Raw genomic sequence first — 20,367 nt, 5'->3', positions numbered from 1 at the left:
AAGCATTTTGTTTACATTTACTTCATGTTTTCATCCAAGAAAAGATTAGACAATGCTTATAAAAATGCTAAAATCATCGATTTTGATGATGACAGTAAGTTTATTCTATTTAGCGATTGCCACCGAGGTGATAATAGTTTTGCCGACGATTTTGCCAACAACCGAAACATTTACTTTCATGCTTTAAAGCATTATTATACCGAAGGGTTTCAATATTGCGAAATTGGAGATGGCGATGAGCTTTGGGAAAACCTGTCGTTTAAATCTATACTTAATGCGCATAAAAACGTGTATATGCTTATGAAAGAATTTCATAAAAAGGAGCGTTTACACATGATATGGGGCAACCATGATATGGTGTATAGAGATCCTAAATACGTTGAAAAATACCTTTCTACCTATTTTGACCCAAAAGTAGGCGAAGATGTAGAGCTCTTTAAAGATATAAAGTACCACGAAGGCATTATATTAAAACATTGCATGACTGGGCAAGAATTATTTTTAACCCACGGCCACCAAGCCGATTGGTGGAATTTCTTGTTTTGGAAATGGAGCCGTTTTATGGTTCGAGTACTTTGGAAACCACTAAATGTAATGGGTATTGCAGACCCAACAAGTCCTGCAAAAAACTACACCGAACTTATAAAGGTAGAACGTAGAACTAAAAGATGGATTACCGAAAACAATAATGTAATGACTATTGTTGGGCATACACACAGACCTCGCTTTCCGGAGCCTGGAGATATTGCGTTTTTTAATGATGGGAGTTGTGTACACCCAAGAAGCATTACGGGTATTGAAATTGAAAAAGGCAAAATATCACTTATTAAATGGCAAATAGATACTAACGATGATGGCGTCCTGCAAATTGTTAGAGTTTTGCTTGAAGGCCCAAGGAAATTGGCGGATTATAAAACGGCAAAAAATTAAATGCTCCAAAAAAGATATGAAGGCTTTTTAAAAACACCATGTTTATGGCTAGATGAAGCTGTTTATAATTTACAACAATTTGAAGTAAATTCTAAAGTTGATAAATTTGATGTTGAAATTGACGACAATTTACGTCTCGGAAAATATGTTGAGCGCTTTGTGTCGTTTGAAATTGAGCAACAGCCAAATCTTTCTGTTTTAGCTGAAAACATACAAATACAAGATGGTAAAACCACTTTAGGTGAAATTGATTGTTTACTTAAAAGAAATGGAAAGCCTATCCATTTGGAGATTATTTACAAGTTCTATTTGTATGACGCGTCTGTTGGCGATACGGAAATTAAACATTTTATTGGCCCGAACAGAAAGGACTCTTTAATTGAAAAACTTAATAAATTAAAAGAAAAACAACTGCCTCTACTCTATTCTAATGCTTGTAAACCTTATTTAGAGACACTTGAATTAGAGTCTGAAAATATGAGCCAACAGGTTTATTTTAAAGCGCAATTATTTATCCCTTTTAGCAACCTGGATATTAAACTAAAAACACTTAATACGGATTGTATTGCAGGGTTTTATATTAACCAAAATGATTTACATCAATTTGAAGGTTGTAAATTTTATATTCCTTACAAAAAAGATTGGTTATTGTTACCACACACACATGTGAATTGGTTAAATTTTGATTCTTTTATTGCAAAAACTAACGATTATTTTGAGCAAAAATTTTCAGCCTTATGTTGGGTAAAGTTTAATACTGGCGAATTAAAAAAAATGTTTTTGGTTTGGTGGTAATTATTGGGTTTTAACACTTAATTTTTCACCTTTAAAGACCAAGTTGCTCTATCTACAAGGTTATCCATATTAAAATCAAAATTAATTTTATCTCCTACCTTATAATGTCGTTTTTCAGTTCTAAAAAGCATTCTGTCCCAACTGGTTTCACTTAAATCTGGTGCTGTTGAAAGTATATTTTCTTCATCAAAAATGGCATGAAAATAAACAATAAAAGCATTACATTCTCCTTCTTTTACAACTTCTTTTGTGATATTATTAAATGATGTTTGAAGGTCTTCTTGACTTTGCATTATGTTTAAATCGAAATTAACGATAGGCTTTGGGCTACATAGAAAATATTTAAATGCCGAAGTAGTTTGATATAACATACCATTTTTTTGTTTTTTAAATTTACTAGAATCATAATTCTCTTTTAAAAAACTAAAGTCGATACCATGTGTTTTTTGTTCCCAAATTAAAGGCGGTGTATTAATTCCTAATAAAAATGCAGGTTCAACAAAAAAGCTGAATTTTCCTGGTAGAATTAAACCGTTTTCTTTTAAAACTCTATTTTTAAGATCTAGAATATTGGTAATCATATTTTCTTCAAAAAGCAAGGTTCCCATTTGCTCTTGAATAATTACATCTACTTTATCCTGAACTTTAAACTCTCTACTATTTTTATGGACAAATTCTATATTTTCAATTTTATTATAATCTGCAATATCTTTAGCTATATGAATAAAATTAGATTGATCGATAGCATAAATCTTTTTTGGTTTTTGCTTAGCAGCCAAAAAAGATAATATACCTGTACCAGTTCCTAAATCGACAACAACATCTCCTTGTTTTACATATTTACCTAAACCGTCATTATAACTATTGACTCGTTTAGAATCGAATAGCATGCGCTCGTGAGAATAATAATCGGTAAACTCATCTTCATTAATAACATCGTAAATAAGGTTTTTTAAAAACTTATTATTTTTAACATAAAGTAATAATTTTCTGAATATATTAGAAAATAGTTTCATTTAATTTGGTTTTGACTGTGGTTAGCAACTATGTAATATCTAGAAGTAAACATAATTATTAATATGCTATTAATAAACATCATAGAGCCGGCAAATATATAAAAAATACTGAATTTAACATTACATATAAAGTAATGAGCTACATTATTAATATCCTACCGAAAATTAATTGATAATGATCGATATTTTATTTAAAACCAATTATATATATTGAAAACTTAATTTTTTTTTGATGCCATATACAGCAAAAAAAAGATATAGTGAAAAGCCCAACCGCCTGTCCTGATAGGAGACGAAGGATTTGGTAACGCCCCATTAAAAATAATGTTAACTTTTGAGATTTATTTTAAAAGATTCCTATTTGCGCAGAAATTTTAGCTTTCTGGTGCCAACTCTACTTCTAATCCTTCCATTTCTGGAGTTATTTGGATTTGGCAACCTAAACGACTGTTATCTTTAACATCGAAGGCTTCTGATAACATTGCCTCTTCATCGTCTCCCATTTCTGGTAATTTGGTTTTGCTTAACACGTAACATTGGCAAGACGCACACATAGCCATACCGCCGCATACACCAATGGTGCCCTCGGGCGCAAGCTCGTAAGACCTTACAACCTCCATAAGATTCATGGCCATATCGGTTGGGGCAACTATATCGTGAGTTACTCCGTCTCTATCTGTGATTTTTATATTTACGTCTTCCATTGCTTTATTTTGTACTTATGCTAAATGCATTTCATAATTCGTGCCACAAATTTAAGACTTGCAAATTTATTTTTTAATGATTTTTTAGCTAATTTAAATTGTGGGGTAAAAAATAAGGAATCGTCAAAATTTTGCAATTTTAAGATTCCTTTTTTATTTAAAATTATGTTTTAATTGAAAGTTTAGTAGTAATTTACACTAAGCTTCAATATTAATAACTTGTTCTATTTGTGGAGCGTATTTTTTAATAGTCATTTCTACGCCTGATTTTAGCGTCATTTGGTTTACGCTGCAACCTACACATGCCCCTTTTAACTGTACTTTTACTAATTTATCGTCTTCAATAGACAATAATGAGATATCGCCACCATCACTTTGCAGGAACGGACGAATTTCTTCTAAGGCGAATTCTACTTTTTCTTTTAGTTCTTCTGAGGTCATAATTTATTTTTTTACAGCTGCACAACCTGCCATAGTTGTAATTTTAATAGCTTCGGTTGGTGGTAAATCGTCATTTCGTCTTACAACTTCCTGCACAACATTTTGCGTTAATTTCTCGAATGCTTGCTCTAATGGCGTTGCTGTTTGTAATGCCGCCGGACGACCAACATCGCCAGCTTCTCTTATGCTTTGAACTAATGGCAACTCACCTAAAAACGGTACGTTTAAGTCTTCGGCTAAATGTTTAGCACCTTCTTTACCAAATAGAAAATATTTATTATCAGGTAATTCAGCAGGTGTAAAGTATGCCATATTTTCTATAATTCCTAATACTGGCACATTTATACTTTCTTGTTGGAACATAGCTACACCTTTTTTAGCATCGGCTAAAGCTACATTTTGCGGTGTACTAACTACAACTGCTCCTGTAATTGGTAAAGATTGCATGATACTTAAATGAATATCGCCTGTTCCTGGTGGTAAGTCTAGAAGTAAGAAATCTAATTCGCCCCAATGTGCATCAAAAATCATTTGATTTAATGCCTTAGCAGCCATTGGCCCACGCCATACTACCGCTTGATCTGGTTTTGTAAAAAACCCTATGGATAATACTTTTACTCCATAGTTTTCGACAGGCTTCATTTTTGATTTTCCTTCAATAGTAACAGCTAATGGTTTCTCGTTAGCAACGTCAAACATTATTGGAATAGATGGCCCGTAAATATCGGCATCTAAAACACCTACTTTAAAGCCCATTTTAGCTAAAGTAACAGCTAAATTTGCTGTAACTGTAGATTTCCCTACACCACCTTTACCAGATGCCACGGCAACTATATTTTGAATTCCAGGAATTGGTTTTCCTTTAATAACATTTGCTTTTGGTTTTTCGGCTGGCGTCTCTACTTTTACGTTTACCGTAATTTTAGCTTTCTCATAAACCTTTTCGTGAATGGTTTTAAGAATATCAACCTCGGTACGCTTTTTAGCTTGTAGGCTTGGGTTTTGTATTGTAATATCAACAATGACCTCATCGCCAAAAGTGATGACGTTTTTTACAGCACCGCTCTCTACCATATTTTGTCCTTCACCAGGTACGGTAATGTTTTCGAGTGCTTTAAGTATGTCTTTTTTATCTAGTTTCATTTCTTTTATTCAGAATAATTCTAAGTGCAAAGATAGTTAATAAAGCCCGAAGAGTTGAACCCAATGTTAGAAGATTTATTGATAGGATTATTAACTTTAGTTATGATATATCTTTGAGTAATAGGAAGAGCTTATTAAAATTTACTTGAAAAATTACCAATTTTTTTAACGTTATCTAAAAAAATCAAGATGTGTAATGCATTATTTACAATAATCAAGGAACACCTTTCAATACTACTAAAACATTTTATCTTTACTGTTTGTTATTTACATTAAATAGCATATAACAAATTAAATAATTAATTAAACTTTTTAAAATGTTAAGCAAAACACTTAAACGCGTAGTACTATTATTTTTGTTTTCTACCACAATTTTTAGTTGCGAGAGTAGTGACGACACATTAGATACTTCTGGAGAGTTGCTAGGTAATTGGGAATTAATTAGCTACACAAATGATGGCAGCACATCCACCAATTTTCAAGGAAACCCATTAAGAACTACGTTTACTGGAAAAGCTATAAATATTGACTACATACTTACATTTACTGAAAACCCAAATAAAGCATTTACAGAGAATAGTAGTCTTGATTTTGAAATAACCTCTTCTGCTAATGGAACAAGCTCAACAGAAACTAGCACAATAGACAATATAACTTCTGAGTCGGATTGGAGTAGAGATGGTAATATTTTAACATTTTCTGGAGATTTTGGATCGTTTAACACTAGCGCTCCTGTTATAGACGATGAGATTTCTGCTAACCCAGAATATATTATTAAAGAGCTTACCGAAAACACTTTAGTACTCACAACAGGTGTATCAGAACAAGTTAGTGAATCTGGTTTTAATATAGATATTGATGTAAATTTAAGATTAGAATTTACTAGAATATAATTTACTAACTAGTTAAAAAACCGCCAAAATAAACTTTAGGCGGTTTTTTTATTTTTCTAATCGCTCACTAAAATCAAAAACGGCATAATTTATGTGAAATTTTAATTCTGAATTTTCGAACTTAAATTATGAAGCACATTACTCTTTTTTTAATTACTATTATTTTTAGCGTATCAAGTTACAGCCAAGGTAAAATTAAAGAGGCTGAAGAGAGCTTAAAAAAATCTAAAAACACAAGTAGTAACAGCCAAACTCAAACTACTTACGCAAACAACAATAGCACCTCGGATGGCAACTTTTTAACTGATGTTGTTGGTGGGTTATTTGTACAACTATTTGCTTACACCGCTTATGGTATTGCCATTGAAAGTCCTTTTGAAACCACACACCAAGCAAGTAATGCGTATTTAACTAAATATCCTTACAAAAACACTGATAAAGGCAACTTCTCTTATAATTGGGATGAAGACTCGGAAATTTTTACCACCTCTATTTCCACTAGATATATTTTTGAAACCAATAGATTATATGGCAATCATTTAAATGCCGATATGCGATTTTTTAAACGCATGGGTTTAGAGTTAGATTATTTACAGCTTTGGGAAAACAGCCCAAACTTTGGCAAAAACGCTTTAGCGATTTACACAGCTTTAGCCAAATATAATCGGGTACGTACCGAACGCTTTAATGGGTATTGGGGTTTAGGCGCTGCTTATATTGATGGCGATGTGGATGCATTAGGATTTACATACGGCTTAGGTGCCGAATGGTTTTTTGGAAAACCATTTAGTTTGGAATGTAATTTTAATCAAGTATTGGTTAATGATAATACCGTTAATAAATTTAATGGCCTTTTAAATTACCACAGAAAACAATATAAGTTTATTGGAGGCTACGAACACTTAAAAATTGGAAATGTTGGTTTTAGTAATGTGAGTTTAGGTGTTGGCATTTCACTTTGATTGGAGTTCTAATCATAAATTTAAAATAACAAACAATACGTGTTAGAACCTAACACCGCTCTTTACTTAATCAATTACACCCTTAATGTTACTCCTACAATAAAACTACTTTGATTTTAAATAGCATTTTTATAAGCCCTAATAACCTCCAAGATAGATTTATGCGGTCGACCAGCACCTTTTTCAAAATCTGAAGGCACATTATTAGCTCCATTTTTAATGCCTTCATAAATTCCAGCTATTACAGTGCCCAGAAAATCGCCCAACGCCGCTTTTCTTTCAGACAAATAATCCTGTACCGTAACCGATTTATAACTAAGTTGAGTTTTAAAAACTTGATTTATATAGTTTGCCAATTCACTTTGCGAAATAGCATCGCCCACTAAATTATAAGTTTTACCGTTATGCTTATCTTCTACCAACATTTTAGTATAGGCATACCCCAACTCTGCTCTACTTGTGTAGGCACATTTGCCATCGCCTGCACAGTTTCTAATCTCTCCTTCTTTAATGTAAGTATCTAAATATTCCAAATCGGGCTCAATATAAATACCGTTTCTACCAATAGCGTATTCAAGACCCGAGTTTTGGACGTCCTGTTCTGTTTTACGATTACTTTGTACAACGGGGCTAAAAGCGGTGTTTTTTTCATCGCCAACAATACTAGTATATACTATTTTTTTAACACTATTACTAACGGCAGCATCTATAACATTGCGGTGTTGTTGAATTCTTTTATCCGGTTCATCCATTCCTGAAAGCAACATAACAACATCTATACCTTGCAATGCGATATCAAATTCTTCACGACTATTATAATCGCCTTTTCGTATTTCAATGCCAAGGTGTTTTGCTTTTTCTGGTGATCGGGCAATACCTATTACATGATCTTTTCCGATACTTTCAATTAAATTTTTCACAATGGTTGACCCTAATTTTCCATTTGCCGAAGTAACTGCTATTTTCATTGGATTAAAATATTTTATAAAACGTTTATCGCTTCCATTATTTGAATTTCCACCATATCTAAAAGGTGCTTATTATTTTTAGGCTTAAAAACAGACAACTCTGTACAAGCCAACAACACTGTATTTTTAACTGTGTATTTTTCAATAATTTTATGAAAATTTACTATACCTTCTTCGGTCTCTTTCTTAGCATAAACTTGTTTTCGAAAGGTATCAATTTGAAGTCGATCTTCTTCCGAAGGAATCTCTATTTCTATTTTATTTGCGTTGAAAACGGAACGTATATATGCGGAATTCATAGTGTATTCCGAAGCCATTAAAACTACTTTTGAGAGTTTTAAGGTTTTAATTTTTGCAACCGTTATATAAACAGGATGCAAAATAGTTTTCCGTACCTCAATTTGACCTATACTTTCGTGCAAAGTGATATTAGGAACCAAAATATGTGATATATCTAATTTTTCTATTTCGTTAATACAACCTTGAGTTAGCGTATTTAGTTTCTCTGATATATTTGGTAAAAGTGAATTTATAGCATCAAAATTTGCATTCCACATAATAAACGGACATGTACTATAACCTCCATATTTATCATTATATAATCTGTTTAACTCACTAATGTAAAACGTGGTCGTTTGACTTCCGAGACCTAAAACAGCAAGTTTTACGCTATCCATATTAAGTATATTTAAAAGGGATTAACATTAGTTGTCTTCTAAAGCACAGGCTTTCAATACCTTATTTTTAGCGGTATTCTGGGTTTTCAAAATTCCACCTTCTACCATCATCCCAATCTTCTCTTGAGTTTCCATAACTTGGGTATCCACCTTGCTTTTTTAACATAGAGGATAAATGTAGTAAATTATAGGTCATAAATGTTGTATTACGATTAGTGAAATCGGAGCCAAAACCCATTGGTTTCTCTAGTTTTTCGCCCTTCCACTCTGTATCGCCATAACTTGGTCCGGGTCCTACTTCTCCAATCCATCCGCAATCGGCTTGTGGCGGTATAGAATACCCAACATGCTGAAGCGAATACAATATACCCATAGCACAATGTTTTACACCATCTTCATTACCAGTTACCATGCATCCACCAACTTTACCATAAAAACTATATTGTCCTTTATCGTTTGTTTGCCCGCTCATACCATACAATCTTTCAATTAATTTCTGAGCAATAGACGATTTTTCTCCAAGCCAAATAGGTGTACCAACAATAAGAATATCGGCATCAAAAATTTTTTTAAAAAGCTCTGGCCATTCATCTTTTTCCCATCCATGTTCCTTCATATCTGGATAAACACCAGTAGCAACATCATGATCAATAAATCGAATATCTTCTAAAGAAACACCTTCGCTCTTCATAATAGATTTTGAAACCTCTATGAGTTTAGATGTATGACTCTCCATTGGAGATTTCTTCAGTGTACAATTTACATAAATTGCTTTCAGGTCTTTAAATATTTTCTCGCTCATAGCTATCGGTTTTATTATTAAATTCTATTATTCAAAACATCATATTTTAATCTCTTCTAAGAATATAATCTGCAAAATAAGCCTTACTATCTAGTATTTTAGTTTCAAGATTAAAATCGGTTTTCTCGATTATTTTCTCAATTAACGCATCATTATATTTTCTAGATATTTCAGTATGAATTTTTTCTCCTTCAGTAAAATTATAAGTTTTTCCGGTGGCATTAATCTCAACTGACTGATTAACTGTGCTCACAATAAAGCTTTTGGCAACACCTTCGCGCTCATCATATTCAGGCTGATGTTTAAACTGGTTTAGATTAAAATTCCCACCTAATTCGTTATTAATTCTATCTAATAAATTAAGATTGAATTTTTCTGTTATTCCCCGACTATCATTATAAGCCGGAAGCACAACATGTCTCGCCTTTATTAAATCTACACCCAATAAGAGTTTATCTCCTGCTTGCAGGTTAGATCCTAAATTATAAATAAATTCGGCCGCCATATCATCGGACATATTCCCTATGTTAGACCCTAAAAACAGTACTATTTTAGGTTTCTTACTCTCCTTTAAGGACGCTAAAACCTTAAAATAATCGCCTTCTTGAATTTGTACAGACAAATTTGGAAGCTCGCTTTTTAAATCTTTTTCCAATAAACTCAATGCATTGGAAGAAATATCGATAGGAAAATAATCGAAATTATAATTTTGAGCATCTAAAGACCTAAGTAGTTCTTTTGTTTTTGTACCATCTCCAGCTCCTAATTCTATCAACTCAAAATAAGAATCTGTTGAAACGCTAAAGGATTCAATAAGCTCCTGGGTTTTATTCTGAAAAATATCTAACTCACATCGGGTTAGATAATATTCCGGTAGATTCATAATTTCTACAAAAAGCGCATCACCTATCTTATCATAAAAATACTTTGATGGTAATGTTTTGTTATCCTCTTGTAATCCTTTATCAACTTCATTTTTAAAAACTTCTGTCATATTACTTTACTAATCTTATTCCGGTAAACTGCCAACGTTCCGAAGGGTGAAAAAAATTGCGATACGTCTTTCGACTATGGTTTTGAGATGTTGCCACCGAAGCGCCTCTTAACACCATTTTATTACTCATAAACTTCCCGTTGTACTCTCCAACAGCTCCGTTTTCTTTCACAAAATTTGGATAAGGCAAATAAGCACTACTGGTCCATTCCCAACGTTTGCCCCAATCTAACTTTTGAGCAGCAACTTCCCACTCAAACTCGGTTGGTAATCGCATACCTTTCCATTCGGCATACGCATTGGCTTCGTAAAAGTTAATGTGGCTTAAAACAGCATTTTTATCTACTTTTTGTATTCCGGCAAGGGTATAAACATGCCATTCTCCATCTATTTGGTGCCAATACATGGGAGCTTTAGTTTGCTCCTTATTTACCCAAGTCCAACCTTCATCTAACCAAAGATTAAAATCGGAGTAACCGCCGGCTTCCATAAAAGCCATGTAATCTCCATTGGTTACTAAAAAGTTATTAATTTCAAAATCGGGTACATAAACCTTATGCACACCTAATTCATTATCATAGCAGAACCCATTATCCTGATGTCCTATCTTGTAAACACCTGCTGATATTTTTACAGTATCGGCAGCTGTGTTTTCATCTTTTATTAAATTGAAATCGCTATTAAAAACAGGAAACAGCGCGTTATTACCAAGCATATACTTTACATCGGTAATTAGTAATTCTTGATGTTGCTGTTCGTGATTTAGACCTAAAATCACTAATTCTAATACGTTCTGCTCTAGCTTAGTTTCAAAGAAATTCAACATATGTTTATCTACATAATCTCTGTAAGCAAAAATAGCATCGGTACTTGGGCGAGACATATTACCTCTATTAGACTGGAGAACTCTGCTACCAACATTATTATAATAACTATTAAATAAAAAATTGAAATTTGAATCATATTCGGCATAACCATCCAATTCTGTTTTTAAGATAAAAGTTTCGAAAAACCAAGTGGTATGCGCCAAATGCCATTTTGCAGGACTCGCAAATTGAACTACTTGAATAGCATAATCTTCTGGTTGCAAATAACTACAAAAATCAATAGTTTGTTGTCTAACACTTTTATAGCGTTCGTTTATATTCATAAATATTATTAACGTGAAATTTGTATTGTTTTATGAAGGTTAAAGTCATAATTTTTACCATAATTATGTCTCCGAAAAACAGATATACTTACAGAAAAGCTTAATTAAGCTTCACTTTTTTTCCTAAAGGACAATGATAAGATAAAACAAAAAATGGAATCAGTTGAATTTTAAAACTTTTAAAAGGGTTCTTAAACATTTTAAAAAGTTTATAATTGAGATAAACACGAATTTAATGGTACAATTTACCTTCGAAAATATCCCGATAAAACCTTCTGCTTATAAAAATATGATAAATTATAGCCAACTCCAAATCGTTAGAAGCTTGATTTAATTGGCTTCCTACTATTATCAAATGAACTATAGAAAGAAATTAATCTTAAAAAAAAGGATGAAATAAACCGCTATAATTCCTTAGAAGGATCCCAATACACGGTTTCTAGGTTTTGTATTTGATTTTCGATTACGGAAATACCTTCACTTTCTAGTAGTTGTTGCATGAGGTTTGTACCATCAAAATGATGCTTACCTGTAAGTAAGCCTTTTCTATTTACAACACGATGTGCCGGAACATCTTTACCGTGAGAACCATTCATGGCATACCCTACCATTCTCGCACTTCGGGCTGCACCTAAATACTTAGCTATAGCGCCATAACTTGTAACACGACCGTAAGGAATTAACTTAGCCACCTCATAAACTTTATCGAAAAAATTAAGGGTTTCTAACTTCATGGCTTAAAAATCTTGTATCATGTTAATAATGGTTACAATAGAAATAACCCCTGTAATTCCGCCAATAATACGGTTCATGTTTTTTTGAGACGTAAAGGTTTTTCCTTTTATTTTATCGAAAAAGAAAATATACATATAAAGGGTTACAAATGTACCTGTAGCAGCTCCAACTACATAGGCCATAATACTAGTTTGCTCGAAAGTCATCCAACCAAAAGAAGCTAATGTAATAGTCATATAGGCTTGATATGGTATAGGAAACACATTAATACCAGATAAAAACATACCTTGAAAAAACCGACTATGTTTACTGCGCCTTTTTGGTTCCTTTTGCTGCTTGGGTTCCGATTTGGCTATAAATAAAAAGTAAATGGTTATTAATATAAAAATAACCAAAGCAACGGCTCGTAAAATGCCTATAACTTCGTGATGCTTGCTTAAATAGCGAGCAAAAATACTTGCTAAATACGTTTGTATTAAAACGATAACACATACGCCTGCGGAAAACACAATACCTCTAACATGGCCTTCTTTTAGACTTATTTTGGCTGCCGTCATGTTTAACAACCCTGGCGGTATAACGCCAATCATTGCAAAAAACAAACCTAAAAAGAATATAAAGGTGATATTCACGCTTATTTTATTTTGAATTTAATGTAGGTAATGGCTTTATTTTTTTCTAAATATTGCGACTCGTAAAAGGTTTGAATGCTTGTAACTTCCTCTGGACTACCTTCTTGCTTATACACATTGTGGTTAGCATAAAGCACCTCGTGTCCTGCACCATGCAATAAACCAAGGGTGTAACCGTGCATAAATTCGCTATCGGTTTTTAGGTTAACCTCGCCTTCGGGTTTTAAAATTTGTTTATAACGCTCCAAAAAAACGGCATTTGTCATACGGTGTTTGGTACGCTTATATTTTATTTGCGGATCTGGGAAGGTTATCCAAATTTCGTCTACCTCGTTTTCGGCAAAGGCATGGTCTATTATCTCAATTTGTGTACGTAAAAAAGCTACGTTAGGTATGTTTTCTTGAATGGCTGTTTTGGCACCTCGCCAAAAACGAGCGCCTTTTATATCGATACCTATAAAGTTTTTATTAGGATATTTTTTTGCTAAAGCCACAGAATACTCGCCTTTACCACAACCTAACTCTAAAACCAAAGGGTTATCGTTTTTAAAAACTTCTGCTCTCCAGTTTCCCTTGTACTTAAAATTTGAGTTTACCAAATCTTCTCTTGTGGGTTGAACGACATTTGAAAACGTTTCGTTTTCTTTAAATCTTCTAAGTTTATTTTTACTTCCCAAAGTGTATTAACGATTTCTTGTTAGTATATAATTTTTGGCAAAAGTAGAGAATTTATTGGAACAAAAACGGCTACTTTAAATTCCTGTATTATTGTTTGGTTAATATATTACAATTTACCGCCTTGTTAATTTTATTGAAAAGGCTAAGGTTGATACTAAGGGAATTTCTTAATATTATAGAAATATACCCGAACCATTATATCTTTATCTTTGAGCTTAGCAAATAAGTGCGTGAGGGATTGAAGCGGTATCCTTTTTTTGCTGCCATAAATGGCAAAAAAAGATTTAGCGTAAAGCCCGACCCTTGGGGCACGCCCAAATAATTAGTTATGAAAAAACGCATTTTAGTTGCGCCTTTAAATTGGGGGCTTGGGCATGCCACACGTTGCATCCCCATAATTAACGCCTTAATTAGTGCGGGTTTTGCTCCTATAATTGCTAGCGATGGTGTGGCTTTAACGCTGTTGCGGAAGGAATTTCCGATTATTCCTACTATAGAGTTACCATCGTACAATGTAACGTACTCTAAAAACGGAAAACTTTTTAAGCTAAAATTACTTAAGGATTCGCCCAAACTTTTAAAGGCGATTAATGCTGAAAAAAAAGCGATTAAGGCTATTGTTGAAAACAATGATATTTGCGGGATAATTTCGGATAATAGATTAGGGGTTAGACATAAAAATGTGCCGTCGGTTTTTATTACACACCAACTGAATGTATTGAGCGGTAATACGACGTGGTTAAGCACAAAAATGCACCAGAAAATAATAAAAAAGTTTGATGTTTGTTGGGTGCCGGATGCTGCAGGCACTTTAAATTTGAGTGGTAAATTAGGGCATGTTGATGCGTTTGATGTGCCTATAAAATATTTGGGACCGCTGAGTAGATTTACAAAAACGGACCCAGAAATTAAAAATGATATTTTGGTTTTATTATCGGGCCCAGAACCACAACGCACTTTGCTTGAAGAAAAATTACTTACTGAATTTGAAAACTTTAACGGCAAAGTGGTTTTTGTAAAAGGTGTGATGGAGCCAGAACAAAGCATACAGCTTTTGGGTAACTTGACTATTTATAATTTTATGACCTCTAAATTATTAGAAAAGACCATAAATGAAAGTGCTTTGGTGGTATCTAGATCGGGTTACACTACGGTAATGGATTTAGCTAAACTGAATAAAAAGGCTTTTTTTATACCTACGCCAGGGCAGTTTGAGCAGGTTTATTTAGCAAACAGACTTAGCGAGATGCATTTGGTACCAACGTGCTCTCAAGATGACTTTACGTTAGATAAATTGAATAACAACAGGAAATATATGGGCTTAACGGCTTTTGATTTTAATACGGATTACGAGGACTTGTTTTCGCTATTTAATAGCTAATTTAAACGTTTAAGAAACCTATGCTTTTTCTAAAGTAAACGAGAACTCGCTACCCACACCAAACTCGCTCTCCACATATATTTTTTCGTGATGCGCCTCGATAATATGCTTTACTATAGAAAGCCCTAAACCAGAACCGCCTTCTTTACGAGAGCCACTTTTATCTACACGGTAAAAACGCTCAAACAATCTTGGTATATGCTCTTTCGCTATACCTTCGCCATTATCTGTTACACGAACAATAACTTTGTTTTTAATAAGGTTTTCTATACTAATTTCTGTGGTTCCTTTATCGGCGCCATATTTTATAGAGTTTACAATTAAATTAGCTAATACTTGTTGTACACGCTCTCTATCGGCATTTACCATAATAGGATTTGGGTAATCTCTATCGAAAATTAGTGTTATTCTTTTCTTGTGAGCCTTCATTTCTAACATATCAAATACGTTATCTACAAGCTCAACAATATCAAAAACCTCCATATTTAAACTTAAATCGCCAACTTCTAGTTTGGTAATCATGTCTAAATCTTTAATAATATAGCCCAATCTCTCAATACCTTTACTGGCACGTTCTAGGTATTTTTCTCTAATATTTTTATCGTCCATGGCACCATCAAGCAAGGTTAAAATATAACCTTGTACTGTAAACAATGGCGTTTTTAACTCATGCGATACATTTCCTAAAAAATCTTTTCGGTAAGCCTCTCTAACTTTTAAGGCTTCAATTTCAAACTTTTTATCTCTTGCAAAACGATCTATTTCTTGGGTAAGCGTATGCATATCGGTAGTAATCGCGCCTTTAGACAAGCTTGCCGATTCTAAAAGAGTTAAGTCGTCGTATATTTTTTTTACACGCCTATATATAAAGCGCTCTACGCTATATTGAATAATTAAAAAAGAAAACAAAAACACGGCTAGGGCAAACAAGATTGGAAAATACCATAGCAATTGGAAGTAGAAATACAAAAAAACACTCATTAAGAGTGTTGTGTATAATGTTATAAACATTGCCGTACGAGCAGCAAAGCGATATGATTTTTTAAATTTTGCCTGCATTATTATTCTACAAACTTATAGCCTACGCCTTTAATTGTTTTAAAGCTTTTATCGCCTAATTTTTCGCGAAGTTTTCTAATATGAACATCAATAGTTCTGCCACCTACAACAACCTCGTTACCCCAAACAGCATCAAGAATTTCATCTCTTTTAAATACTTTTCCTGGTTTGGATGCAAGTAAAGATAATAATTCAAATTCTTTTCTAGGCAAAACAAGCTCTTTACCTTTCGATATAATTTTATACTCATCTCTATTAATAACCAAGCTACCAACCTTTAAAGTATCGGCAACCTCAACCTCTTTAAAGCGTCTTAAAAGCGCTTTAACTTTACTTATTAAAACCTTTGGCTTAATGGGTTTAGTAATATAATCGTCGGCGCCAGCATCAAACCCAGCTACTTGAGAGTAATCTTCGCCTCTAGCCGTTAAAAACGTAATTATAGAATTTTTTAGCTCCGGAATTTTCCTAATATTTTCGCAAGCCTCAATACCATCCATTTCTGGCATCATAACATCTAGAATAATTAAATGCGGAAGCTCACTTTTAGCCTTCTTAACTCCATCTAATCCATTCTCTGCAGTAGTAACTTGATATCCTTCATTGGATAAATTATAACCAACTATTTCTAAAATATCCGGCTCATCATCAACCAATAAAATCTTAATATCCTTGTTTTTCATTATAAAAATAATTGTTTCTTGAAGTAAAGATAAAGCTAATAATATAAGTTTATAAAAATATTAAAATAAATAACAATTACGTAACAATAGACTTACTTGGGGTTAACATTTCGACCAATTACGTTAATCTTTAACACAATTTTGGCATCACTTTTGTAGTAATTTATTACTTTTATAACACCAAATCGTATTATATGAAAAAAGTTTACTTTTTAATTTTATTTTTAAGCTTAGCGTGTTTTACCTCGCAACATGTCGGGGCTCAAGAGTATGCTCAAAACACAGCTTCGCCTTCAAAAATTGAAGGTTTAAATATTTACCCTAACCCGGTAAGTGCATCAAAACCGTACATAAACATTAGCTCTAAACGTAGCCTAATTAAAAATATAGAAATTTTTGATGTGTTAGGAAAAAAGATTTTTGCCACAATTTTGGCAGGAAAAGAGTTAAACGTTATTAACCTACAAAAAGGCGTTTACATTTTAAAAATTAGCGAAAATAACGTTAGCGAATCCAGAAAACTTGTAATTCGGTAATGCTTTAATTTAAAATATTACCAAGGCGTTGTTTATAACAGCGCTTTTTTTTGTTCTTTTTTGGGCGTTACCCTAAAGGGTCGGGCTTTACAATACAAGTCCTCGCACTTCCTTCGTCAGGCTGTGGGCTTTCCTTTGCAATCCCTAACGCAAATTCCAACTAAATTTCAACAGTTCTACTTACATTAGAATACCCTATTAATAAATTGTATTACGTACTTTTGTTTCTTTGTTAAAGCATGATAGATATACAATCCATATTTAATATTAAAACCCAAACAGACTTTGAAGATGTAGCACTTAAAATCTTCAAGTTTCAGTTTGATAACAATAAAGTTTACAGATCGTTTTGCGATTTATTGTACATACACCCTAGCGATGTAAAAACACTTAAAGACATCCCTTTTTTGCCCATTCAGTTTTTTAAAACGCGAGACATTTTAAGCGATTCTGCACCAACACAAACCACATTTACGAGCTCGGGCACTACCGGAAGTGAAACCAGTAAGCACCATGTTACCAATTTAGATGTTTACCAGCAAAGCTTTACAGAAGGCTTTCAAGACTTTTATGGCCCCATCGAAGACTTTGTAGTTTTAGGGCTTTTACCATCGTATTTAGAACGCCAAGGATCGTCGTTAATATACATGGTAGATGCCATGATAAAAACCTCTAAACATCCCGAAAGTGGCTTTTACTTAAATAACCTTTCAGAATTAAAAGACACTTTAATTACATTGGATGCAGCTGGTAAAAAAATTATTCTTATTGGTGTTTCATTTGCCTTACTAGATTTAATTGAAACCTATCAATTTAATTTAAAAAACACCATTATCATGGAAACTGGTGGCATGAAAGGTCGTAGAAAGGAACTCATTAGAACCGAACTTCATGAAACGTTAAAAAAAGGTTTGGGTGTAAACCACATTCACAGCGAATATGGCATGACCGAACTTTTAAGTCAGGCCTACTCCAAAGGAAACGGAGTATTTAATTGTCCGCCTTGGATGCGCGTTTTAACTCGCGATACCGAAGATGCACTTACTATTCAAGATTCTGGAAAAGCTGGTGGTTTAAACATAATAGATTTAGCCAATATTAACTCGTGTTCCTTTATTGCTACTCAAGATTTAGGACGCGTAAATAGCGATAATTCCTTTGAGGTTATTGGACGTTTCGATAATTCTGATATTCGTGGTTGCAACCTTATGGTGCTGTAATATGTAAGGTATTGATAATTTTTAGACTAATTATAAAACATGTTTTATGAAAAGTTTAATTGCTCTACTTATATTAAGCATTACTACCGCAACGGCACAATCTATAGATTACAACTTAAAAAAAGGATTTATAGCCAATGGTTACGATGTGGTGGCTTATTTTAATAATGAGGCTATTGAAGGTGATAAAAACTTTACCACATCGTTTGATGGTGCTAAATATAAGTTTTCAAGCGCAGAAAATTTAAACACATTTAAAAAACATCCTGAAAAGTATATCCCCGCGTACGGAGGTTACTGCGCCTATGCAATTGGTGCAAAAAATGATAAAGTCTCTATAAACCCAAAAACATTTCAAATTAAAGACAATAAACTTTATTTGTTTTACAATGCTTGGGGCACAAATACTCTAGAGTTATGGAAAAAGGAAAACGAAACTATATTAAAAGAAAAAGCCGATAAAAACTGGCAAAATATAAAATTTAAAAAATAATTTTTAAACGGCGTAAGTTCTTAAAAAGAATTACGACAAAAGTAAAAGCTAAGAAAAAGAAAAATTAGCTTTTTAGTTAGTTGGTTAATTATAAAGCCTGAGTTTTCACTCAGGCTTTATTGATTTTATACAATTTGTAATACGAAGTAATTCTTTTTACCACGCTGCAGCAATACAAACTTATTATTGATTAAGTCTTTTGCAGTAATGCTATAATCGTCTTTTACTTTTTCTTTATTTACAGAAATAGAGTTTTCTTTTAGTGCTCTTCTTGCTTCGCCATTCGATTTTAAAAACCCTCCTTTTTCAGCTAAAGCTGCAATAATATCTAATCCGTTTTCTATTTCAGATTTCTCAATTTGCGTTTGTGGCACACCATCAAAAACATCTAAAAACGTTTGTTCGTTTAATTGCTTTAAATCTTCACTAGTCGATTTTCCAAATAAAATACTACTGGCTTTAATAGCATTATCTAAATCTTCTTGCGAGTGCACCATTACAGTAATTTCTTCAGCTAAACGCTTTTGCAACACTCTTAAATGTGGTGCTTGTTTATGCTCTTCAATTAAGGCTGATATTTCTTCTTTTTCAAGAAACGTAAATATCTTAATGTACTTTTCAGCATCGATATCACTAGTATTTAACCAATATTGGTAGAATTTATAAGGTGATGTTCTTTTGGTATCTAACCAAATATTTCCACCTTCGGTCTTACCAAATTTAGTACCATCTGCCTTAGTAATTAAAGGCCATGTTAAAGCGTAACCTTTTCCAGCATCTACACGTCGTATCAATTCTGTACCAGTGGTAATGTTTCCCCATTGGTCACTTCCTCCCATTTGTAAAGTACATTGCTTGTTTCGGTATAAATGCAAGAAATCATATCCTTGTACTAATTGGTAGGTAAACTCGGTAAAACTCATACCTACCGAAGACTCAGAAGACAACCGTTTTCTAACAGAGTCTTTGGCCATCATGTAATTTACGGTAATATGCTTGCCTACATCTCTAATAAACTCAAGAAATGAAAACTTTTTCATCCAATCATAATTATTAACTATGATGGCTGCATTATCGGCATCGCTATCAAAATCTAAAAATCGAGACAATTGCTCTTTAATAGCATTTTGGTTATGCTCTAATGTTTTTTCATCTAGCAAATTACGCTCGGCAGATTTCCCTGAAGGATCTCCAATCATTCCCGTAGCTCCACCAACAAGCGCAACAGGCTTATGTCCTGATAATTGAAAATGTCTTAATCCCATAACACCTACCAAATGACCTATATGCAATGAATCGGCTGTTGGATCAATACCAACATAAGCCAAACGCATAGATTCTAATAGATGCTCCTCGGTACCTGGCATGCTATCTTGTATCATGCCTCTCCAAGTTAATTCTTCAACAAAATTCTTTATCATTATTCTTAAATTTTTACAAAACTATGCAAAGATAAAAATACAAGTATAATTCCT

The 20,367-nt window shown here is 33.2% G+C and carries 23 protein-coding genes; 8 read left to right on the top strand and 15 right to left on the bottom strand.

The window, feature by feature from the left end:
- Window positions 1-24: 24 nt before the first annotated feature.
- Together AAFN75_RS09150 and AAFN75_RS09145 are read left to right on the top strand one after the other, a co-directional pair.
- Window positions 25-930: a serine/threonine protein phosphatase gene (locus AAFN75_RS09150; RefSeq protein WP_411806061.1), complete on the top strand. Its 906-nt coding sequence runs from the start codon at window positions 25-27 to the stop codon at window positions 928-930.
- Window positions 931-1,725 (top strand): DUF1853 family protein, encoded by a 795-nt coding sequence (locus AAFN75_RS09145; protein WP_411806060.1) that lies wholly within the window; start codon window positions 931-933, stop codon window positions 1,723-1,725.
- Window positions 1,726-1,742: 17 nt separating this feature from the next.
- On the opposite strand, the gene AAFN75_RS09140 is transcribed toward AAFN75_RS09145, so the two are convergent.
- The 4 genes from AAFN75_RS09140 to AAFN75_RS09125 form a co-directional block, all read right to left on the bottom strand.
- Window positions 1,743-2,741: a 50S ribosomal protein L11 methyltransferase gene (locus AAFN75_RS09140; protein ID WP_411806059.1), complete on the bottom strand. Its 999-nt coding sequence runs from the start codon at window positions 2,739-2,741 to the stop codon at window positions 1,743-1,745.
- A 374-nt stretch (window positions 2,742-3,115) separates the two neighbouring features.
- Complete coding sequence (locus tag AAFN75_RS09135) at window positions 3,116-3,445, bottom strand: ferredoxin (RefSeq protein ID WP_411806058.1); 330 nt, start codon at window positions 3,443-3,445, stop codon at window positions 3,116-3,118.
- Between the two features lie 198 nt (window positions 3,446-3,643).
- Window positions 3,644-3,886, bottom strand: coding sequence for a NifU family protein (locus AAFN75_RS09130; protein ID WP_144115271.1), 243 nt, complete (start codon window positions 3,884-3,886; stop codon window positions 3,644-3,646).
- 3 nt (window positions 3,887-3,889) lie between these two features.
- On the bottom strand, window positions 3,890-5,029 hold the full coding sequence (locus tag AAFN75_RS09125) for a P-loop NTPase (protein ID WP_411806057.1): 1,140 nt from the start codon (window positions 5,027-5,029) through the stop codon (window positions 3,890-3,892).
- 317 nt (window positions 5,030-5,346) lie between these two features.
- Between AAFN75_RS09125 and AAFN75_RS09120 the strand changes: the two genes are divergently transcribed.
- Window positions 5,347-5,922: a hypothetical protein gene (locus AAFN75_RS09120; protein WP_411809259.1), complete on the top strand. Its 576-nt coding sequence runs from the start codon at window positions 5,347-5,349 to the stop codon at window positions 5,920-5,922.
- A 128-nt stretch (window positions 5,923-6,050) separates the two neighbouring features.
- Entirely contained in the window at window positions 6,051-6,884 is an 834-nt protein-coding gene (locus AAFN75_RS09115) for a hypothetical protein (protein ID WP_411809258.1), read from the top strand.
- 116 nt (window positions 6,885-7,000) lie between these two features.
- Here AAFN75_RS09115 and AAFN75_RS09110 read toward each other — a convergent pair whose 3' ends face one another.
- From AAFN75_RS09110 to trmB, 8 genes are all read right to left on the bottom strand, one after another.
- Window positions 7,001-7,852: an SDR family oxidoreductase gene (locus AAFN75_RS09110; RefSeq protein ID WP_411809257.1), complete on the bottom strand. Its 852-nt coding sequence runs from the start codon at window positions 7,850-7,852 to the stop codon at window positions 7,001-7,003.
- 14 nt (window positions 7,853-7,866) lie between these two features.
- Window positions 7,867-8,529: an aspartate/glutamate racemase family protein gene (locus AAFN75_RS09105; RefSeq protein ID WP_411809256.1), complete on the bottom strand. Its 663-nt coding sequence runs from the start codon at window positions 8,527-8,529 to the stop codon at window positions 7,867-7,869.
- Window positions 8,530-8,596: 67 nt separating this feature from the next.
- The gene (locus AAFN75_RS09100) at window positions 8,597-9,331 is read right to left on the bottom strand and encodes a flavodoxin family protein (protein ID WP_411809255.1); all 735 of its coding nucleotides are present in this window, start codon (window positions 9,329-9,331) and stop codon (window positions 8,597-8,599) included.
- A gap of 46 nt (window positions 9,332-9,377) precedes the next feature.
- The gene (locus AAFN75_RS09095; RefSeq protein WP_411809254.1) at window positions 9,378-10,325 is read right to left on the bottom strand and encodes an L-histidine N(alpha)-methyltransferase; all 948 of its coding nucleotides are present in this window, start codon (window positions 10,323-10,325) and stop codon (window positions 9,378-9,380) included.
- A gap of 1 nt (window position 10,326) precedes the next feature.
- On the bottom strand, window positions 10,327-11,475 hold the full coding sequence (gene egtB, locus AAFN75_RS09090; protein ID WP_411809253.1) for an ergothioneine biosynthesis protein EgtB: 1,149 nt from the start codon (window positions 11,473-11,475) through the stop codon (window positions 10,327-10,329).
- A 404-nt stretch (window positions 11,476-11,879) separates the two neighbouring features.
- On the bottom strand, window positions 11,880-12,209 hold the full coding sequence (locus AAFN75_RS09085) for an MGMT family protein (RefSeq protein ID WP_411809252.1): 330 nt from the start codon (window positions 12,207-12,209) through the stop codon (window positions 11,880-11,882).
- A 3-nt stretch (window positions 12,210-12,212) separates the two neighbouring features.
- On the bottom strand, window positions 12,213-12,842 hold the full coding sequence (locus AAFN75_RS09080) for a LysE family transporter (protein WP_411809251.1): 630 nt from the start codon (window positions 12,840-12,842) through the stop codon (window positions 12,213-12,215).
- 2 nt (window positions 12,843-12,844) lie between these two features.
- Window positions 12,845-13,519 (bottom strand): tRNA (guanosine(46)-N7)-methyltransferase TrmB, encoded by a 675-nt coding sequence (trmB, locus tag AAFN75_RS09075; RefSeq protein ID WP_411809250.1) that lies wholly within the window; start codon window positions 13,517-13,519, stop codon window positions 12,845-12,847.
- Window positions 13,520-13,848: 329 nt separating this feature from the next.
- Here trmB and AAFN75_RS09070 point away from each other — a divergent pair, with 329 nt between their 5' ends.
- Entirely contained in the window at window positions 13,849-14,901 is a 1,053-nt protein-coding gene (locus tag AAFN75_RS09070; protein ID WP_411809249.1) for a glycosyltransferase, read from the top strand.
- An 18-nt stretch (window positions 14,902-14,919) separates the two neighbouring features.
- Here AAFN75_RS09070 and AAFN75_RS09065 read toward each other — a convergent pair whose 3' ends face one another.
- Window positions 14,920-15,960, bottom strand: a complete 1,041-nt coding sequence (locus AAFN75_RS09065) for a sensor histidine kinase (protein WP_411809248.1) — start codon at window positions 15,958-15,960, stop codon at window positions 14,920-14,922.
- A 2-nt stretch (window positions 15,961-15,962) separates the two neighbouring features.
- A complete protein-coding gene (locus AAFN75_RS09060; RefSeq protein WP_411809247.1) occupies window positions 15,963-16,643 on the bottom strand; it encodes a response regulator transcription factor in 681 nt (226 codons plus the stop codon).
- A 194-nt stretch (window positions 16,644-16,837) separates the two neighbouring features.
- Between AAFN75_RS09060 and AAFN75_RS09055 the strand changes: the two genes are divergently transcribed.
- The 3 genes from AAFN75_RS09055 (at window position 16,838) to AAFN75_RS09045 (ending at window position 18,892) form a co-directional block, all read left to right on the top strand.
- On the top strand, window positions 16,838-17,179 hold the full coding sequence (locus tag AAFN75_RS09055; RefSeq protein ID WP_411809246.1) for a T9SS type A sorting domain-containing protein: 342 nt from the start codon (window positions 16,838-16,840) through the stop codon (window positions 17,177-17,179).
- Between the two features lie 239 nt (window positions 17,180-17,418).
- Window positions 17,419-18,399: an acyl transferase gene (locus tag AAFN75_RS09050; RefSeq protein WP_411809245.1), complete on the top strand. Its 981-nt coding sequence runs from the start codon at window positions 17,419-17,421 to the stop codon at window positions 18,397-18,399.
- A gap of 46 nt (window positions 18,400-18,445) precedes the next feature.
- Window positions 18,446-18,892 (top strand): YHS domain-containing (seleno)protein, encoded by a 447-nt coding sequence (locus AAFN75_RS09045; protein ID WP_411809244.1) that lies wholly within the window; start codon window positions 18,446-18,448, stop codon window positions 18,890-18,892.
- Between the two features lie 125 nt (window positions 18,893-19,017).
- On the opposite strand, the gene tyrS is transcribed toward AAFN75_RS09045, so the two are convergent.
- Window positions 19,018-20,313, bottom strand: a complete 1,296-nt coding sequence (gene tyrS / locus AAFN75_RS09040; RefSeq protein WP_411809243.1) for a tyrosine--tRNA ligase — start codon at window positions 20,311-20,313, stop codon at window positions 19,018-19,020.
- Between the last annotated feature and the right edge of the window lie 54 nt (window positions 20,314-20,367).

This window comes from Algibacter sp. AS12 (genome assembly GCF_046736315.1).
Taxonomy (GTDB): Bacteria; Bacteroidota; Bacteroidia; order Flavobacteriales; family Flavobacteriaceae; genus Algibacter_B; species Algibacter_B amylolyticus.
Note: the sequence above shows the minus strand (reverse complement) of the source record. Positions and strands in the feature narration are given on the sequence as shown.

What these genes read in the sequence shown, in the direction of transcription:
- AAFN75_RS09150 (WP_411806061.1), top strand. Translation starts at nt 25, where the DNA reads ATGTTTTCATCCAAGAAAAGATTAGACAATGCTTATAAAAATGCTAAA.
- AAFN75_RS09145 (WP_411806060.1), top strand. Translation starts at nt 931, where the DNA reads ATGCTCCAAAAAAGATATGAAGGCTTTTTAAAAACACCATGTTTATGG.
- AAFN75_RS09140 (WP_411806059.1), bottom strand. Translation starts at nt 2,741, where the DNA reads ATGAAACTATTTTCTAATATATTCAGAAAATTATTACTTTATGTTAAA.
- AAFN75_RS09135 (WP_411806058.1), bottom strand. Translation starts at nt 3,445, where the DNA reads ATGGAAGACGTAAATATAAAAATCACAGATAGAGACGGAGTAACTCAC.
- AAFN75_RS09130 (WP_144115271.1), bottom strand. Translation starts at nt 3,886, where the DNA reads ATGACCTCAGAAGAACTAAAAGAAAAAGTAGAATTCGCCTTAGAAGAA.
- AAFN75_RS09125 (WP_411806057.1), bottom strand. Translation starts at nt 5,029, where the DNA reads ATGAAACTAGATAAAAAAGACATACTTAAAGCACTCGAAAACATTACC.
- AAFN75_RS09120 (WP_411809259.1), top strand. Translation starts at nt 5,347, where the DNA reads ATGTTAAGCAAAACACTTAAACGCGTAGTACTATTATTTTTGTTTTCT.
- AAFN75_RS09115 (WP_411809258.1), top strand. Translation starts at nt 6,051, where the DNA reads ATGAAGCACATTACTCTTTTTTTAATTACTATTATTTTTAGCGTATCA.
- AAFN75_RS09110 (WP_411809257.1), bottom strand. Translation starts at nt 7,852, where the DNA reads ATGAAAATAGCAGTTACTTCGGCAAATGGAAAATTAGGGTCAACCATT.
- AAFN75_RS09105 (WP_411809256.1), bottom strand. Translation starts at nt 8,529, where the DNA reads ATGGATAGCGTAAAACTTGCTGTTTTAGGTCTCGGAAGTCAAACGACC.
- AAFN75_RS09100 (WP_411809255.1), bottom strand. Translation starts at nt 9,331, where the DNA reads ATGAGCGAGAAAATATTTAAAGACCTGAAAGCAATTTATGTAAATTGT.
- AAFN75_RS09095 (WP_411809254.1), bottom strand. Translation starts at nt 10,325, where the DNA reads ATGACAGAAGTTTTTAAAAATGAAGTTGATAAAGGATTACAAGAGGAT.
- egtB (WP_411809253.1), bottom strand. Translation starts at nt 11,475, where the DNA reads ATGAATATAAACGAACGCTATAAAAGTGTTAGACAACAAACTATTGAT.
- AAFN75_RS09085 (WP_411809252.1), bottom strand. Translation starts at nt 12,209, where the DNA reads ATGAAGTTAGAAACCCTTAATTTTTTCGATAAAGTTTATGAGGTGGCT.
- AAFN75_RS09070 (WP_411809249.1), top strand. Translation starts at nt 13,849, where the DNA reads ATGAAAAAACGCATTTTAGTTGCGCCTTTAAATTGGGGGCTTGGGCAT.
- AAFN75_RS09065 (WP_411809248.1), bottom strand. Translation starts at nt 15,960, where the DNA reads ATGCAGGCAAAATTTAAAAAATCATATCGCTTTGCTGCTCGTACGGCA.
- AAFN75_RS09060 (WP_411809247.1), bottom strand. Translation starts at nt 16,643, where the DNA reads ATGAAAAACAAGGATATTAAGATTTTATTGGTTGATGATGAGCCGGAT.
- AAFN75_RS09055 (WP_411809246.1), top strand. Translation starts at nt 16,838, where the DNA reads ATGAAAAAAGTTTACTTTTTAATTTTATTTTTAAGCTTAGCGTGTTTT.
- AAFN75_RS09050 (WP_411809245.1), top strand. Translation starts at nt 17,419, where the DNA reads ATGATAGATATACAATCCATATTTAATATTAAAACCCAAACAGACTTT.
- AAFN75_RS09045 (WP_411809244.1), top strand. Translation starts at nt 18,446, where the DNA reads ATGAAAAGTTTAATTGCTCTACTTATATTAAGCATTACTACCGCAACG.
- tyrS (WP_411809243.1), bottom strand. Translation starts at nt 20,313, where the DNA reads ATGATAAAGAATTTTGTTGAAGAATTAACTTGGAGAGGCATGATACAA.